The sequence below is a fragment of the Vreelandella aquamarina genome (assembly GCF_900110265.1).
Classification (GTDB): domain Bacteria; phylum Pseudomonadota; class Gammaproteobacteria; order Pseudomonadales; family Halomonadaceae; genus Vreelandella; species Vreelandella aquamarina.
In genome coordinates, this window is sequence record NZ_FODB01000004.1 from 30515 (window position 1) to 43605 (window position 13091).

12 protein-coding genes and 1 tRNA gene are annotated in these 13091 nt (G+C 56.4%); 11 read left to right on the plus strand and 2 right to left on the minus strand.

Features of this window, described 5'->3' with window-relative positions; translation table 11 throughout:
- The first annotated feature begins 169 nt into the window (after positions 1-169).
- The 9 genes from BMY49_RS01845 to moaA are packed head-to-tail and all read left to right on the plus strand — an operon-like array spanning position 170 to position 11178.
- Positions 170-3952, plus strand: coding sequence for a nitrate reductase subunit alpha (locus BMY49_RS01845; protein WP_089674627.1), 3783 nt, complete (start codon positions 170-172; stop codon positions 3950-3952).
- Positions 3949-5511: a nitrate reductase subunit beta gene (gene narH / locus BMY49_RS01850; protein WP_089674628.1), complete on the plus strand. Its 1563-nt coding sequence runs from the start codon at positions 3949-3951 to the stop codon at positions 5509-5511. Before BMY49_RS01845 ends, narH begins: the two co-directional genes overlap by 4 nt.
- The gene (gene narJ, locus BMY49_RS01855) at positions 5504-6316 is read left to right on the plus strand and encodes a nitrate reductase molybdenum cofactor assembly chaperone (protein WP_062375260.1); all 813 of its coding nucleotides are present in this window, start codon (positions 5504-5506) and stop codon (positions 6314-6316) included. Before narH ends, narJ begins: the two co-directional genes overlap by 8 nt.
- A gap of 13 nt (positions 6317-6329) precedes the next feature.
- A complete protein-coding gene (gene narI / locus BMY49_RS01860; protein WP_062362493.1) occupies positions 6330-7013 on the plus strand; it encodes a respiratory nitrate reductase subunit gamma in 684 nt (227 codons plus the stop codon).
- A gap of 39 nt (positions 7014-7052) precedes the next feature.
- Positions 7053-7874 carry a peptidylprolyl isomerase gene (locus BMY49_RS01865; protein WP_089674629.1) on the plus strand — a complete coding sequence of 274 codons (822 nt, stop codon included), beginning with the start codon at positions 7053-7055 and terminating at the stop codon, positions 7872-7874.
- A gap of 22 nt (positions 7875-7896) precedes the next feature.
- Entirely contained in the window at positions 7897-8475 is a 579-nt protein-coding gene (moaB, locus tag BMY49_RS01870) for a molybdenum cofactor biosynthesis protein B (RefSeq protein WP_062375258.1), read from the plus strand.
- Entirely contained in the window at positions 8472-9734 is a 1263-nt protein-coding gene (locus BMY49_RS01875) for a molybdopterin molybdotransferase MoeA (RefSeq protein WP_062362484.1), read from the plus strand. Before moaB ends, BMY49_RS01875 begins: the two co-directional genes overlap by 4 nt.
- A 53-nt stretch (positions 9735-9787) precedes the next feature.
- Positions 9788-10192 carry a putative zinc-binding protein gene (locus tag BMY49_RS01880; protein WP_062362481.1) on the plus strand — a complete coding sequence of 135 codons (405 nt, stop codon included), beginning with the start codon at positions 9788-9790 and terminating at the stop codon, positions 10190-10192.
- Positions 10189-11178, plus strand: a complete 990-nt coding sequence (gene moaA / locus BMY49_RS01885; protein WP_062375254.1) for a GTP 3',8-cyclase MoaA — start codon at positions 10189-10191, stop codon at positions 11176-11178. Before BMY49_RS01880 ends, moaA begins: the two co-directional genes overlap by 4 nt.
- A gap of 24 nt (positions 11179-11202) precedes the next feature.
- Here the strand turns inward: moaA and BMY49_RS01890 are convergent, their stop codons facing one another.
- On the minus strand, positions 11203-11442 hold the full coding sequence (locus BMY49_RS01890; RefSeq protein ID WP_062375253.1) for a hypothetical protein: 240 nt from the start codon (positions 11440-11442) through the stop codon (positions 11203-11205).
- A 153-nt stretch (positions 11443-11595) separates the two neighbouring features.
- On the opposite strand from BMY49_RS01890, the gene BMY49_RS01895 reads away from it, so the two are divergent.
- Positions 11596-11820 carry a helix-turn-helix domain-containing protein gene (locus BMY49_RS01895; RefSeq protein WP_062375251.1) on the plus strand — a complete coding sequence of 75 codons (225 nt, stop codon included), beginning with the start codon at positions 11596-11598 and terminating at the stop codon, positions 11818-11820.
- A gap of 160 nt (positions 11821-11980) precedes the next feature.
- Here the strand turns inward: BMY49_RS01895 and BMY49_RS01900 are convergent.
- Positions 11981-12057: transfer RNA gene (locus BMY49_RS01900), tRNA-Met, on the minus strand.
- 276 nt (positions 12058-12333) lie between these two features.
- On the opposite strand from BMY49_RS01900, the gene phbB reads away from it, so the two are divergent.
- Complete coding sequence (gene phbB, locus BMY49_RS01905) at positions 12334-13080, plus strand: acetoacetyl-CoA reductase (protein ID WP_058579713.1); 747 nt, start codon at positions 12334-12336, stop codon at positions 13078-13080.
- The last annotated feature ends 11 nt before the right edge of the window (positions 13081-13091 follow it).

The following is a 13091-nucleotide window of genomic DNA, read 5'->3' on the forward strand; positions in this document are numbered from 1 at the left end:
ACAGTGCCAACCGTCTATTCCTTTACGTTGGCCGCTCTATCACCTTGGGGGTAGATAGGGTGTATATGGAGGTAATCACGCAGTAATTCGCTTGTCGATCACGCAGAATCCACTCCATGGAACCCGCACTGTCGGGTATGCAAATTTCCGAGGAGCCTGGAGATCGACCATGAGTCACTTCATAGATCGGCTGAATTTCTTCCGCAAGTCCCGCGAGCCTTTTGCCAACGAACACGGTGAACTACGCAGCGAATCCCGCCAGTGGGAAGATAGTTATCGTGCCCGCTGGCAGCACGACAAAGTGGTACGCAGCACCCACGGGGTGAACTGCACCGGTTCATGTAGCTGGAAAATCTACGTTAAGAACGGTTTGGTTACCTGGGAAACCCAGCAGACCGACTATCCGCGCACCCGTCCTGATCTGCCTAACCATGAACCGCGTGGCTGCCCACGCGGTGCCAGCTACTCCTGGTATCTGTACAGCGCCAACCGACTCAAGTACCCCTTAGTGCGCAAGCCGCTGCTGGCGCTATGGCGCGAAGCACTCAAGGCGAATCCCGACCCGGTGGATGCCTGGGCGTCGATTGTCGAAGACCCCGCCAAGACCAAGCAGTACAAGCGTGCCCGCGGTATGGGCGGCTTCGTGCGCGGTAATTGGGACGAGCTCAATGAGCTGGTCGCGGCCTCGAACGTCTACACCGCCAAGCAGTATGGCCCCGACCGGATCATTGGCTTTTCGCCGATTCCCGCCATGTCGATGGTCAGCTACGCGGCGGGTAGCCGTTATTTGTCGCTGATTGGCGGCGTCTGCATGAGCTTCTACGACTGGTACTGCGACTTGCCGCCAGCCTCACCAATGACCTGGGGCGAGCAGACCGACGTACCTGAGTCCGCTGACTGGTACAACTCCGGCTACATTATCGCCTGGGGCTCCAACGTGCCCCAGACGCGTACCCCGGACGCCCACTTCTTTACCGAAGTGCGCTACAAGGGCACCAAGACGGTCTCGATCACCCCGGATTACGCCGAAGTCTCCAAACTCACCGACGAGTGGCTGTCCGCCAAACAGGGCACCGATGCCGCCCTGGCCATGGCCATGGGCCATGTCATCCTCAAAGAGTTCCACCTTGAGAACCCCAGTGCTTACTTCACCGACTATGTGCGCCGCTATACCGACATGCCATTCCTGGTGGAGCTGGAAGTGCGTGAAGATGGCAGCTTCGCACCAGGCCGCCAACTGCGTGCCAGTGATTTTGATGCTGCCCTGGGCCAGGAAAACAATCCCGAGTGGAAAACCGTTGCCTGGGACGAAACCCGTGACCAGCTGGTGGTACCACGCGGTTCCATCGGTTTCCGTTGGGGGGAAACCGGTGACGAAGTGGGCAAGTGGAACCTGGAATCGCTGGACGCCGCTGGCACTGAAATCAAGCCGTTGCTAAGCCTGGCCAACCACCACGATAGCGTTGCGCGCGTGGCGTTCCCTTACTTCGGCGGTATCGAGCACGAGCACTTTGAGCACGTTAAAGGGGCGGGTGTCGGCGCGGCTGACGACCTACTGTTCCACAATTTGCCCGCCAAACGCTTAAAGAGAGCCGATGGCAGCGAAATGCTGGCGGTCACCGTTTTTGATCTGATGTGTGCCAACTACGGTATCGACCGTGGCTTTGCCGGCGACGGCGAAGATGATGGCGCGACCTCGTTTGATCAGATTCGCCCCTATACCCCCGCGTGGCAGGAGAAAATCACCGGTGTCCCAGCAGAGCAGTGCACCCGCATTGCCCGTGAATTTGCCGACAACGCCCATAAAACCAACGGTCGTAGCATGATCATCGTCGGTGCCGGTATGAACCACTGGTACCACATGGACATGAACTACCGCGGCCTGATCAACATGCTGGTCATGTGCGGCTGCATCGGTCAGAGCGGTGGCGGCTGGGCTCACTATGTGGGTCAGGAAAAACTGCGCCCGCAGACGGGCTGGACGCCGTTAGCCTTTGGCCTTGATTGGCAGCGTCCGCCGCGTCATATGAACTCCACCTCGTTCTTCTATAACCACTCCTCCCAGTGGCGCTACGAGAAGCTTGAGATTAAAGAAATTCTTTCGCCGTTGGCCAAGGCCGAGGATTACCCCGGTAGCCTGATCGACTTTAACGTGCGCGCTGAGCGTATGGGCTGGCTGCCGTCAGCACCTCAACTGGACGCTAACCCGCTGCGCCTGGCGAAAAAAGCTGAAGCCGCGGGTATGTCTACCGCCGACTATGCGGTTCAGCAGCTCAAGAGCGGCGAACTGCGCTTTGCCGCAGAAGACCCGGACGCGCCAGAGAACTTCCCGCGCAATATGTTCATCTGGCGCTCCAACCTGCTGGGCAGTTCCGGTAAGGGCCATGAGTATATGCTCAAGTACCTGCTGGGTACTCGTCACGGTATTCAGGGTAAAGACCTGGGCGACTTCGGTGGCCAGAAGCCCGAAGAAGTGGTATGGCGTGACGAGGCGCCGGAAGGCAAGATCGACCTGCTGGTGACGCTGGATTTCCGCATGTCCACCACCTGCCTCTACTCGGATATCGTGCTGCCCACGGCGACCTGGTATGAGAAGGACGACCTTAACACTTCTGACATGCACCCCTTTATTCACCCCTTGACTGCCGCCACCGACCCGGCCTGGGAATCGCGCAGCGACTGGGATATTTACAAGGGTATTGCCAAGGCGTTTTCCAAGGTGTGTGTAGGCCACCTGGGCGAAGAGACCGACCTGGTCACGCTACCGATGCAGCACGACTCGCCAGGAGAGTTGGCCCAGCCGGCGGTGATGGATTGGAAGAAGGGCGAATGCGCGCCGATTCCCGGCAAGACCATGCCGTCGCTGATTGAAGTCAAGCGTAACTATCCCGAAACCTATGAGCGCTTCACCTCAGTAGGGCCGTTGCTGGAAAGCATCGGTAACGGTGGCAAGGGCATCGCCTGGAATACCGATGCTGAAGTCGAGCTGCTGGGCAAACTCAACCATCGCAAGTTGGATGGCCCACATAAAGGCCGCCCATTGATCGACAGCGCTATCGATGCCGCTGAGATGATTCTGACCCTGGCACCGGAAACCAACGGCGCCGTGGCAGTAAAAGCGTGGGATGCACTCTCCAAAATTACCGGGCGTGATCACACGCATTTGGCTAGGCCCAAACACGAAGAGAAAATTCGCTTTCGCGATATCGTCGCTCAGCCGCGCAAGATCATTTCCAGCCCGACCTGGTCCGGCCTAGAGGATGAGCACGTCTCCTATAACGCCGGTTACACCAATGTTCACGAGCTGATTCCCTGGCGCACCGTGAGTGGACGTCAGCAGTTCTATCAGGATCATGCCTGGATGCGCGCTTTCGGCGAAAGCCTGCTGGTCTATCGCCCGCCCATCGATACCAAGGCAGCCAAAGGCTTCACGCTGCCCGCCGACAATGGTTTCAAGAGCAAGGCGCTGAACTTCCTCACGCCGCACCAGAAGTGGGGCATTCACTCCACTTACTCCGACAATCTGCTGATGTTGACGCTCAACCGCGGCGGCCCGGTGGTGTGGCTCTCCGAGGCGGATGCAGCCGAGATCGATATCGAGGACAACGACTGGATCGAGGTCTACAACGCCAACGGCTCGATTGCCGCGCGGGCAGTGGTCAGCCAGCGGGTCAAGGCGGGTATGGTGATGATGTACCATGCCCAGGAACGCAACGTAAACGTTCCTGGCTCTGAGATAACCGGTACACGGGGCGGTATCCACAACTCGGTCACCCGTGTTTGCCCCAAGCCCACCCATATGATCGGCGGCTACGCGCAGCTCTCTTACAGTTTTAATTACTACGGCACCGTCGGCTCAAACCGCGATGAGTTCGTGTTAGTGCGCAAGATGAAACACGTTGACTGGCTGGATGGTGAAGGCAATGACAGCGTTCAGGAGGCCGTGAAATGAAAATTCGTTCTCAGGTAGGCATGGTTCTCAACCTTGATAAGTGTATCGGTTGCCACACCTGTTCGGTGACCTGCAAAAATGTCTGGACCAGTCGCGAAGGTATGGAGTACGCCTGGTTCAACAATGTCGAGACTAAGCCCGGTATCGGCTATCCCAAAGAGTGGGAGAACCAGGCCAAGTGGAAGGGCGGCTGGATGCGCCGTACCGATGGCCGGATTGAACCGCGTATTGGTGGCAAATGGCGGGTGCTGGCGAATATCTTCGCCAACCCCGACCTGCCCGAAATGGACGACTACTATGAGCCGTTCACTTTCGACTACCAACACCTGCATACCGCCAAGATCGGCGAGCACCAGCCGGTGGCACGCCCACGCTCGCTGATTTCCGGTCAGCGCATGAAAAAGATCGAATGGGGCCCGAACTGGGAAGAGATCCTGGGCACCGAGTTCGCCAAGCGGCGCAAAGACGCCAACTTCGACAAGGTGCAGGCAGATATCTATGGCCAGTTTGAAAACACCTTCATGATGTACCTGCCGCGACTGTGCGAGCACTGCTTGAACCCCACCTGCGTAGCCAGCTGCCCGAGCGGTGCCATCTACAAGCGGGAAGAGGACGGCATCGTTCTAATTGACCAGGACAAGTGCCGTGGCTGGCGGATGTGTATCTCCGGCTGCCCCTACAAAAAGATCTACTACAACTGGAAAAGCGGTAAGTCCGAAAAATGCATCTTCTGCTACCCGCGTATCGAGGCCGGTCAGCCGACTATTTGCTCCGAGACCTGTGTGGGCCGCATTCGCTATCTCGGTGTTCTGCTCTATGACGCTGACCGCATTGAAGAAGTGGCAAGCTCGCCGGATGAGCGTGATCTCTACCATCGCCAGTGCGAGATCTTCCTTGATCCCAATGATCCGGAAGTGATTGCCCAGGCCCGGCGGGATGGTATCCAGGAGAACGTCATCAAGGCGGCCCAAGCCTCACCGGTCTATAAGATGGCCATCGACTGGGGATTGGCGCTGCCGCTGCACCCGGAATACCGCACGCTGCCGATGGTGTGGTACGTGCCGCCGCTGTCGCCGATTCAGTCCGCCGCCGAGGCAGGCCATGTGGAGTTCGACGGCATCCTGCCCAAGATCGAATCACTGCGTATCCCGGTGAAGTACCTGGCTAACCTGTTGACAGCCGGCGAGGAAGAGCCTGTGGTGTTGGCGCTCAAGCGCTTAATGGCGATGCGTGTCTACATGCGCGGCAAGCACGTGGAGGGTACCCCCAACGCCGAAGTGCTCGATGCCGTGGGGCTGAGCGTGGCCCAAGTAGAGGAGATGTACCGCTACCTGGCCATTGCCAACTACGAGGATCGTTTCGTGATCCCCACCAGCCATCGGGAAATGGCCACCGAAGCCTTCCCTGAACGGGGAGGATGCGGCTTTACCTTTGGTGATGGTTGCCACGGTGAGAGCCAGCCCAGCCTGTTCAATGGCCGTAAGCAGACCAGCGTTTTGGTAAAACCGGTAGAGGTCTTCGACCCGCAGCCACAATTTGAGGAGTCTCGTCATGACTGAAGCCGCTACCCAATCGCCCACCCCGGTAGAGCCGTCGTTCGAGCCGCTACAGGGTATGCGAAGCCTGCGCGTACTGGCCCGCCTGCTCGATTACCCGACCCAGGAACTGCAGGATGCCAGCGGTGAGCTCATCGAAATCCTCAATGCCGAGCGCCGCCTGGGGGCGGCTCTCAAGTCGTCGCTAATGGAGTGGTGTCAGCGTCTCCAAGAGGGTGACTTGCTTGAGCTGCAGGCCGAGTACGTCGCCATGTTCGATAAGGGACGGGCTACCTCGCTGCTGCTATTCGAACACGTTCACGGCGAGTCCCGTGATCGTGGTCAGGCCATGGTGGATCTTATGGCTGAGTACAGCGCGGCCGGGTTCGAGTTGGATGCCCGTGAACTGCCCGATCATCTACCGGTATTTCTTGAATACCTTTCGATGTGCGACGAAGCCGAGATCGGCCGCTGGCTGGGCGAAATACGCCATATCCTGGCGCTGCTGACCGCACGACTGGAGGAGCGGGGAGCGGATCACGCGCTAGTACCGCTGTCACTTTTGGCGTTAATTGGGGCCGAGGGCGAGGTCGAAGAGCATCGGCCCCAGGTCAAAAAAGAAGCGCCTGACAACACGCCCGAAGCATTGGACGCCGTATGGGAAGAAGAGGCAGTACGCTTCTCGGCCACTTCTGACGAAGACTGCGCGCTGCAGTCTGCGGAAGGGCGGCGGCTTGCTGAACGCAAGAATGCGGTGCACAGCGACCCCGTCAAAATCATGCCGTCCGCCTGGAGCGCTTCCCCTCCCTCAACCGTGGCCGATCGCTAAAAGGAGAAACGCCATGTTCATAGAATATCTGCAACATCTTATCTACGGCTATTACCCCTACCTGGCCGGTACGGTGTTCTTGGTCGGCAGTCTCATGCGTTACGACCAAGGCCAGTTCACCTGGAAGACCGGCTCCAGCCAAATGCTGTCCTCAAAAAACATGCGACTGGCCAGCAACCTGTTCCATATCGGGATTATCGTCATCTTCTTCGGTCATTTGGTGGGCATGCTCACGCCACACTGGGTCTATGCGCCTTTCCTGCATGCCGGTACCAAACAGCTGATTGCCATCGTGGTCGGCGGTATCGCCGGTGCCATGTGCGTGGTGGGCGGCGCCATGTTGCTCTATCGGCGAGTGGTCAATCCTCGCGTAAAGGCGTCGTCGAGCATGATGGATACCTTGATCCTGGGTTTGATCGTCTTACAGGCATGTCTTGGCATGGTGACCATCATTTTCTCGCTAGGCCATATGGACGGCGAGATGATGTTGACACTCTCCAGCTGGGCGCAATCCATCGTCTTCTTTAGCGGCGGCGCAGCGGACTATATGCAGGAAGTGTCATGGATCTACAAACTGCATATCTTTATCGGTCTGACCATCATCCTGCTGTTCCCCTTCTCGCGCTTGGTGCATGTGTGGAGCGTACCGTTTGGCTATGTGACCCGGCGCTATCAGCTTGTCCGCCGTCGCGCCTAAACACTTGCTGTGCTTGCCCAGGCCTAGAGGAGAAATAACATGCAGATGATTGATATCGAACAACTACCAGGGGGTGTCGCCCCGCCTCCGGTGCGCGTCGGCGACGCTAGTATCGATGAAGCAACGATTGCGTTAGAGATGCAGTATCACCCCGCCGAAACGGCGGGGGAGGCCCAGCTTCAGGCGGCTCGTGCCTTAGTGGTTAGAGAGCTGCTGCGCCAGCGAGCTAACGTCCTGGGTCTACTATCGACACAGGAAGCCAGCGAAGCGCAGGAGGATGCGGCGATTGCTGCCTTGCTTGAGCTGGAACTTGAGGTGCCCGAGCCGGGAGAAGCCGATTGCCAACGCTTTTTTGATACCCACCGTGAGCGCTTCAGCGAGCCGACCCAGCTACGTGTAAGGCATATTCTGCTAGCAGCGGCGCCAGATGACTCCCAGGGCCGCGATGACGCGTACCAGCTTGGCGAAAAACTGCTTAAAGAACTTAATTCCATACCCGAGCGGTTTGCCGAATTTGCGCAATACCACTCCGCGTGCCCTTCAAAAGAGATGGATGGTGATTTGGGCTGGCTAGTGTCAGGCCAGACCGTTCCTGAGCTGGATCGCGCTTTGCAGCACCTGCCCGAAGGCCTTCACGAGCGCCCCTTGGCGTCTCGCTATGGCTGGCATGTAGTAATCATTGACGAACGGCGTGAAGGGCGGGCGTTACCTTTCGATCAGGTGGCCGACCGAGTGCGCCACAGCCTCCGGGAGCAGGCGACGCGACGTGCGTTGCGCCACTATTTGCTGGCGTTAGAGAGCGAAATAGGCGTCGAGGGGATTGTTCTGGATGACGATGCTGGCGGCAGCTTGATGCAGTAGGAAAGCTAATAGGAGAGGCTTGATGTCCCATGTTCCTGTAAATGCTCTTTTCACCCCGCTTGGCATCGCAGTACTAACGGTTTCCGATACGCGTGGCTTCGACGAGGATGGCAGCGGTGACCTGCTGGTTAAGCATCTGAACGAAAGCGGCCATATTCTGGTAGAGAGACGCATCGTACCTGATGATATCTACCAGGTTCGCGCCGTGGTCTCGGGATGGATTGCACGAACAGATATCCACGCGATCCTGGTTAATGGTGGCACCGGTTTTACTGCCCGGGATACCACTCCCGAGGCGTTGATACCGCTGTTCGACAAAGCGATTGAGGGGTATGGCGAGCTGTTCCGCCACTACTCCCTGAAGACCATTGGCACAGCGACGATCCAGTCTCGCGCCGTCGCGGGGGTGGCCAACCGAACGATGATATTCGCGATGCCCGGCTCGCCCAAAGCGTGTGCGTTGGCGTGGGACAGAATTATCGCTTTGCAGCTGGACGCCCGCACTCGGCCCTGCAACTTCGCCGCCATGGTCCTGCCTTCAGCGACCCTGTGTAACGGGCGTCACACAACGACCTCTGCCAATGATGGGGTGCGTTTATGAACTGTCACTGCGCAGAAATAGTCACGCCCGGCTTGTTAGATCTGTTTGATGCACGCCAACGGCTTATCGACGCCGCCACGCCCATTAATGCAGTAGAAAACATCACCCTAGAACAATCGGCGGGGCGAGTGCTGGCAGAAACGCTGGTCGCACCTCTCGATATGCCGGGTGTGGATAATAGCGCTATGGATGGTTACGCGCTGTGCCTGGCTGATTACCAAGCGGCACCTCCCGGCGCAGGCTTACCCATTCTTCAACGCGTACCGGCGGGCGCAGGCGTCATGCTACTACCGAAAGGAGGCTGCGCGCGTATTTTTACCGGCGCGCCGGTGCCCGTGGGGGCAGATATTGTGGTGCCTCAAGAGCGGGTCACCCTTGATCAGCACGGGCATATACACCTTGAGGGTAACGTGGTGGTAGGCGCTAATATTCGCCGTCAAGGCGAGGAGACCCGCATGGGAACCCCGCTACTCGCCGCGGGTAAGTTTCTTGATGCCGCGTCGATTGCGTTGTTGGCAAGCCATGGAATCAATGCCGTGACCGTCAAACGGCGCCTGCGGGTGGCACTGCTCTCAACCGGAGATGAACTGATTGCCCCTGGCATGTCGCGGTCTCCGGGGCAGGTGTACGACAGCAATCGCGCCATGCTTAGCGTACTGCTAGCGCAAGCTCAGTGCGACGTGCTGGATTTGGGCGTCATCGCTGATTCGCCGGCGTCATTGCATCAGGCCTTTGAACACGCACAAACCGTTGCAGATGTGGTGATGTGCACTGGGGGCGTTTCGGTAGGCGAAGAGGATCATGTTCGTCCGGTGATCGAGCAGCGCGGTGGACTACATTTTCATGGTGTCGCGATGAAGCCAGGGAAGCCCTTTGCTTTCGGTTATCTAGGCGCGGAGTCTTCCTCTTCCACCCCGTTAATGGCGCTGCCGGGTAACCCCGTGGCGTCCCTTGTGGGCTGGCAACTGCTGGCGCTGCCGTTTATCCATGCCATGCAAGGTAGAAGTGTCGCTGCGTTGCAGAGTTATCCCGTTATGGCAGGCTTTTCTCAGCGCGGCCCCAGGGGGCGTTGTGAGCTGTTAAGGGTGGTGCTGGACTGGGCAAGAGAGTTGCCGGTGGCGCAGTTAGCGGGTGGACAGGGCTCGCATATGCTCAGCGCGGCTAGCCAAGCCGATGGCTATTTAATGATCAATCCCGAAACAGACGTAGCAGAAGGGAGCACCTACCACTACTACCCCATTAATCAGTTCGCCGCTTGAATTTTTATACTCACTGTGGCTGCTGATGCTGTTTTCTTTTTATAGGAGAGGGTATGTCTTCACATCACAAACCCCGCACACTGATTTATGCCTGCTCCGGCTGCTCTGATGTGGCGCAACTTGCCAATAGCGTTGCCCTGCGTCTTGACCATGCAGGAGAGGCAGAAATGTCCTGCATTGCCGGTGTGGGCGGTGGTGTGCCCGGTCTGGTGCGCATTGCCCGCTCCGGGCGCCCTATCGTAGCCATTGACGGGTGCCAGATGCACTGCGCCAGCCACTGTCTCGCCAAAGCGGATGTGATACCCACAGAGCACGTAAAGCTATATGAAAACGGCCTGCGCAAGCGACGGGGTCAGTTTTATGATGAGCAAACAATTACCGAGGTTACCGCAGAGGTAAAAGGACTCATTGCCCGGCTGCCCGTTAATGCCAGTACCCAAGAGGAGCCCGTAGAATGAGTGCACTAGTAGATGGGTTTGGCCGCACGGTGCGTTACCTGCGTATATCGGTGACTGATCGTTGTGATTTTCGCTGTGTGTACTGCATGGCTGAGGAAATGACCTTTCTGCCACGCGCCCAGCTGCTGACCCTTGAAGAGATAGCCGCGCTTTCGCAGGCGTTTGTCGAGCTGGGCGTAGAGAAAATCCGCCTAACCGGCGGGGAGCCGCTGGTACGCCAGGGCGTACTCACGCTAGTGCAAAAACTCGGTGCATTGGAAGGTCTGCGCGAGCTGGCGATGACCACCAACGGCTCAGGCTTGGTCAAGCATGCCGATGCTTTGCGGCAAGGCGGGCTACATCGGCTCAATATTAGCCTCGACTCGCTCAAGCCCGAACGCTTTAAAGCATTAACCCGAACGGGGGATCTTGATCAGGTGGTCGCGGGTATCCGTGCAGCGCGCCGCGCTGGCTTTCAGTCGATTAAGCTCAACGCCGTACTGCTCAAGGGGCGCAATGACGACGAAATTCTCGACTTGGTAAACTTTGCCCGGAATGAGCAAGCCGATATCAGCTTTATCGAGGAGATGCCGCTGGGCGCTATCAGCGAACATAATCGTGGTGAAACCTTTCTTTCCACTGATGCGGTACGCGAGACCATAGAAAACCATTATCAACTCCTGCCCACCACCGAGACTACCCTAGGGCCATCCCGTTATTACCGCATGGTAGACAGCCAGTCGCGCATTGGCTTCATCTCTCCCCATAGCCATAATTTCTGTGGTGCCTGTAATCGTGTTCGGGTGACGGCAGAAGGGCGACTACTCCTTTGCTTGGGCAATGAGCACTCGGTAGATTTACGCGCTGTAATGCGGCGTTATCCGGGTGATACCCAGCGGCTTAAAGCGAGCATTGTGGCGGCCATGAAGAAAAAACCTGAGCGTCATCACTTCACCACGGATGGTGAGGTTCAAATAGTGAGGTTTATGAATGCAACAGGTGGCTAGGTAGTGCAGTTCCTATAGGAAACCTTACCCATGGCTATAGCCTCCATTTGCCATCGGAATGGAAATAGTGCCATGAGCGGCTTTAAGTATTTCTTTTCCAACGGCTTCCCACAAGAACAAAATTTTCCGTCGTCCAAATGGCTTGATGTAGTGGGTGCCCTCGATAAGGACGCTGTCTTTTAGCTGCTGTCGGATAGTACGGCAGTCGTACTTGATGCGCTGGGCAAGCTCTTCGGTCGTGAGATAGGTATAAGATGATTCCATCGAAAACCTCCAAAAGGAGTGGTATTCTGCGTGACTAAAAGGCATCTCAAATATCAGAATGCGATCCTGGATGACATTTTAGACAGCAAAAAACCATTCGCAATCGTTTTTTGACATTCAGGATAGCAAAAAAAGCATTTTCAGGAGGTTTTGATGGTTCGTTGTCATCTCGCGCGCTTGATGGGTGAGCACAAAATGAAGATTGTGGATGTTGCGCGTGAAACAGGGCTTAACCGCAATACTGTTACGCTTCTTTATAAAGAAACTGCTCAGCGAATCGAGCTGGATGCACTGGATAAGCTATGCAAGCTTTTCAATTGTGAGGTGGGCGATCTGCTAGAAATTCAAAAAAATCATGAGGAAATTAGAGATGATTAATACTGCCAGCCGTTGACTGAAGGTCGTAAGAATAAATTACTGACGCAAGCAACGGAGCGAATGTGTCACATATACGTCACAGATGTGTCACAGGAAGTTTGCAGACAAACAAAAACAAAAAAGGCAGATCAGTAAGTAACTGATCTGCCTTTCAAAATATTGGTAGCGGGGACCGGATTTGAACCGATGACCTTCGGGTTATGAGCCCGACGAGCTACCAGACTGCTCCACCCCGCATCAACGTGTGGCGTATTCTACGCATTTTTGACGCTAAGTCAACCCCTCATATAAATCGCTTTCTTGCTGGCAGTCATCTTCATCGTGCTGCAACATTGAGAGAGTAAAGCTATGCTTTCAATCAGCATAACAAAAAGCTTACTGTCGGTGTGTCGCCCAATAGAACAAGCGGCGTGCTGTGAGTGAAAGAAGCGCGAATGCGCTTATTCAGAGTGGCTTGCGACGCCATAACAGTGATTAAGGTCCAAGCCATTTGTCTTATCAGGGAGGTAGTCAATGGCCAATCAAGCCCCCGTCGCCTGGGTAACTGGTGGAACTGGTGGAATCGGAACGGCAATTTGTCGTTCGTTGGCAGATGCGGGTTATCTGGTGGTGGCGGGGTACCATAACCCCGACAAAGCCAAAACCTGGCTGGAAACCCAGCAAGCCGACGGCTATAACAACATCGCATTATCGGGTGTTGATTTGTCCGACCATAACGCCTGTCTCGAAGGCGCCCGCGAAATCCATGAAAAACATGGGCCGATCAGCGTGCTGGTCAACTGCGCAGGCATTACCCGCGATGGCACCATGAAAAAGATGTCCTATGAGCAGTGGTATCAAGTGATTGATACTAACCTTAATAGCGTCTTCAACACTTGCCGTAGCGTCATTGAGGGAATGCTGGAGAATGGCTATGGGCGCATTATTAACATCTCATCCATCAACGGTCGTAAAGGCCAGTTTGGTCAGGTGAACTACGCAGCGGCCAAAGCGGGAATGCACGGGTTAACCATGTCGTTGGCGCAGGAAACGGCCACGAAGGGTATTACCGTGAATACCGTCTCCCCCGGCTATATCGCCACCGACATGATTATGAAAATTCCGGAGCAGGTTCGTGAAGCGATTCGTGAGACGATTCCGGTAAAGCGCTACGGCACCCCAGAAGAGATTGGTCGTTTGGTGACGTTCCTGGCCGACAAAGAGTCCGGCTTTATCACAGGTGCCAACATTGATATTAACGGCGGCCAGTTTATGGGCTAAGCCCTACCATT

Bases quoted from the DNA above. Each gene is read 5' to 3' on its own strand.
- BMY49_RS01845 (WP_089674627.1), top strand. From the start codon at position 170: ATGAGTCACTTCATAGATCGGCTGAATTTCTTCCGCAAGTCCCGCGAG.
- narH (WP_089674628.1), top strand. From the start codon at position 3,949: ATGAAAATTCGTTCTCAGGTAGGCATGGTTCTCAACCTTGATAAGTGT.
- narJ (WP_062375260.1), top strand. From the start codon at position 5,504: ATGACTGAAGCCGCTACCCAATCGCCCACCCCGGTAGAGCCGTCGTTC.
- narI (WP_062362493.1), top strand. From the start codon at position 6,330: ATGTTCATAGAATATCTGCAACATCTTATCTACGGCTATTACCCCTAC.
- BMY49_RS01865 (WP_089674629.1), top strand. From the start codon at position 7,053: ATGCAGATGATTGATATCGAACAACTACCAGGGGGTGTCGCCCCGCCT.
- moaB (WP_062375258.1), top strand. From the start codon at position 7,897: ATGTCCCATGTTCCTGTAAATGCTCTTTTCACCCCGCTTGGCATCGCA.
- BMY49_RS01875 (WP_062362484.1), top strand. From the start codon at position 8,472: ATGAACTGTCACTGCGCAGAAATAGTCACGCCCGGCTTGTTAGATCTG.
- BMY49_RS01880 (WP_062362481.1), top strand. From the start codon at position 9,788: ATGTCTTCACATCACAAACCCCGCACACTGATTTATGCCTGCTCCGGC.
- moaA (WP_062375254.1), top strand. From the start codon at position 10,189: ATGAGTGCACTAGTAGATGGGTTTGGCCGCACGGTGCGTTACCTGCGT.
- BMY49_RS01890 (WP_062375253.1), bottom strand. From the start codon at position 11,442: ATGGAATCATCTTATACCTATCTCACGACCGAAGAGCTTGCCCAGCGC.
- BMY49_RS01895 (WP_062375251.1), top strand. From the start codon at position 11,596: ATGGTTCGTTGTCATCTCGCGCGCTTGATGGGTGAGCACAAAATGAAG.
- phbB (WP_058579713.1), top strand. From the start codon at position 12,334: ATGGCCAATCAAGCCCCCGTCGCCTGGGTAACTGGTGGAACTGGTGGA.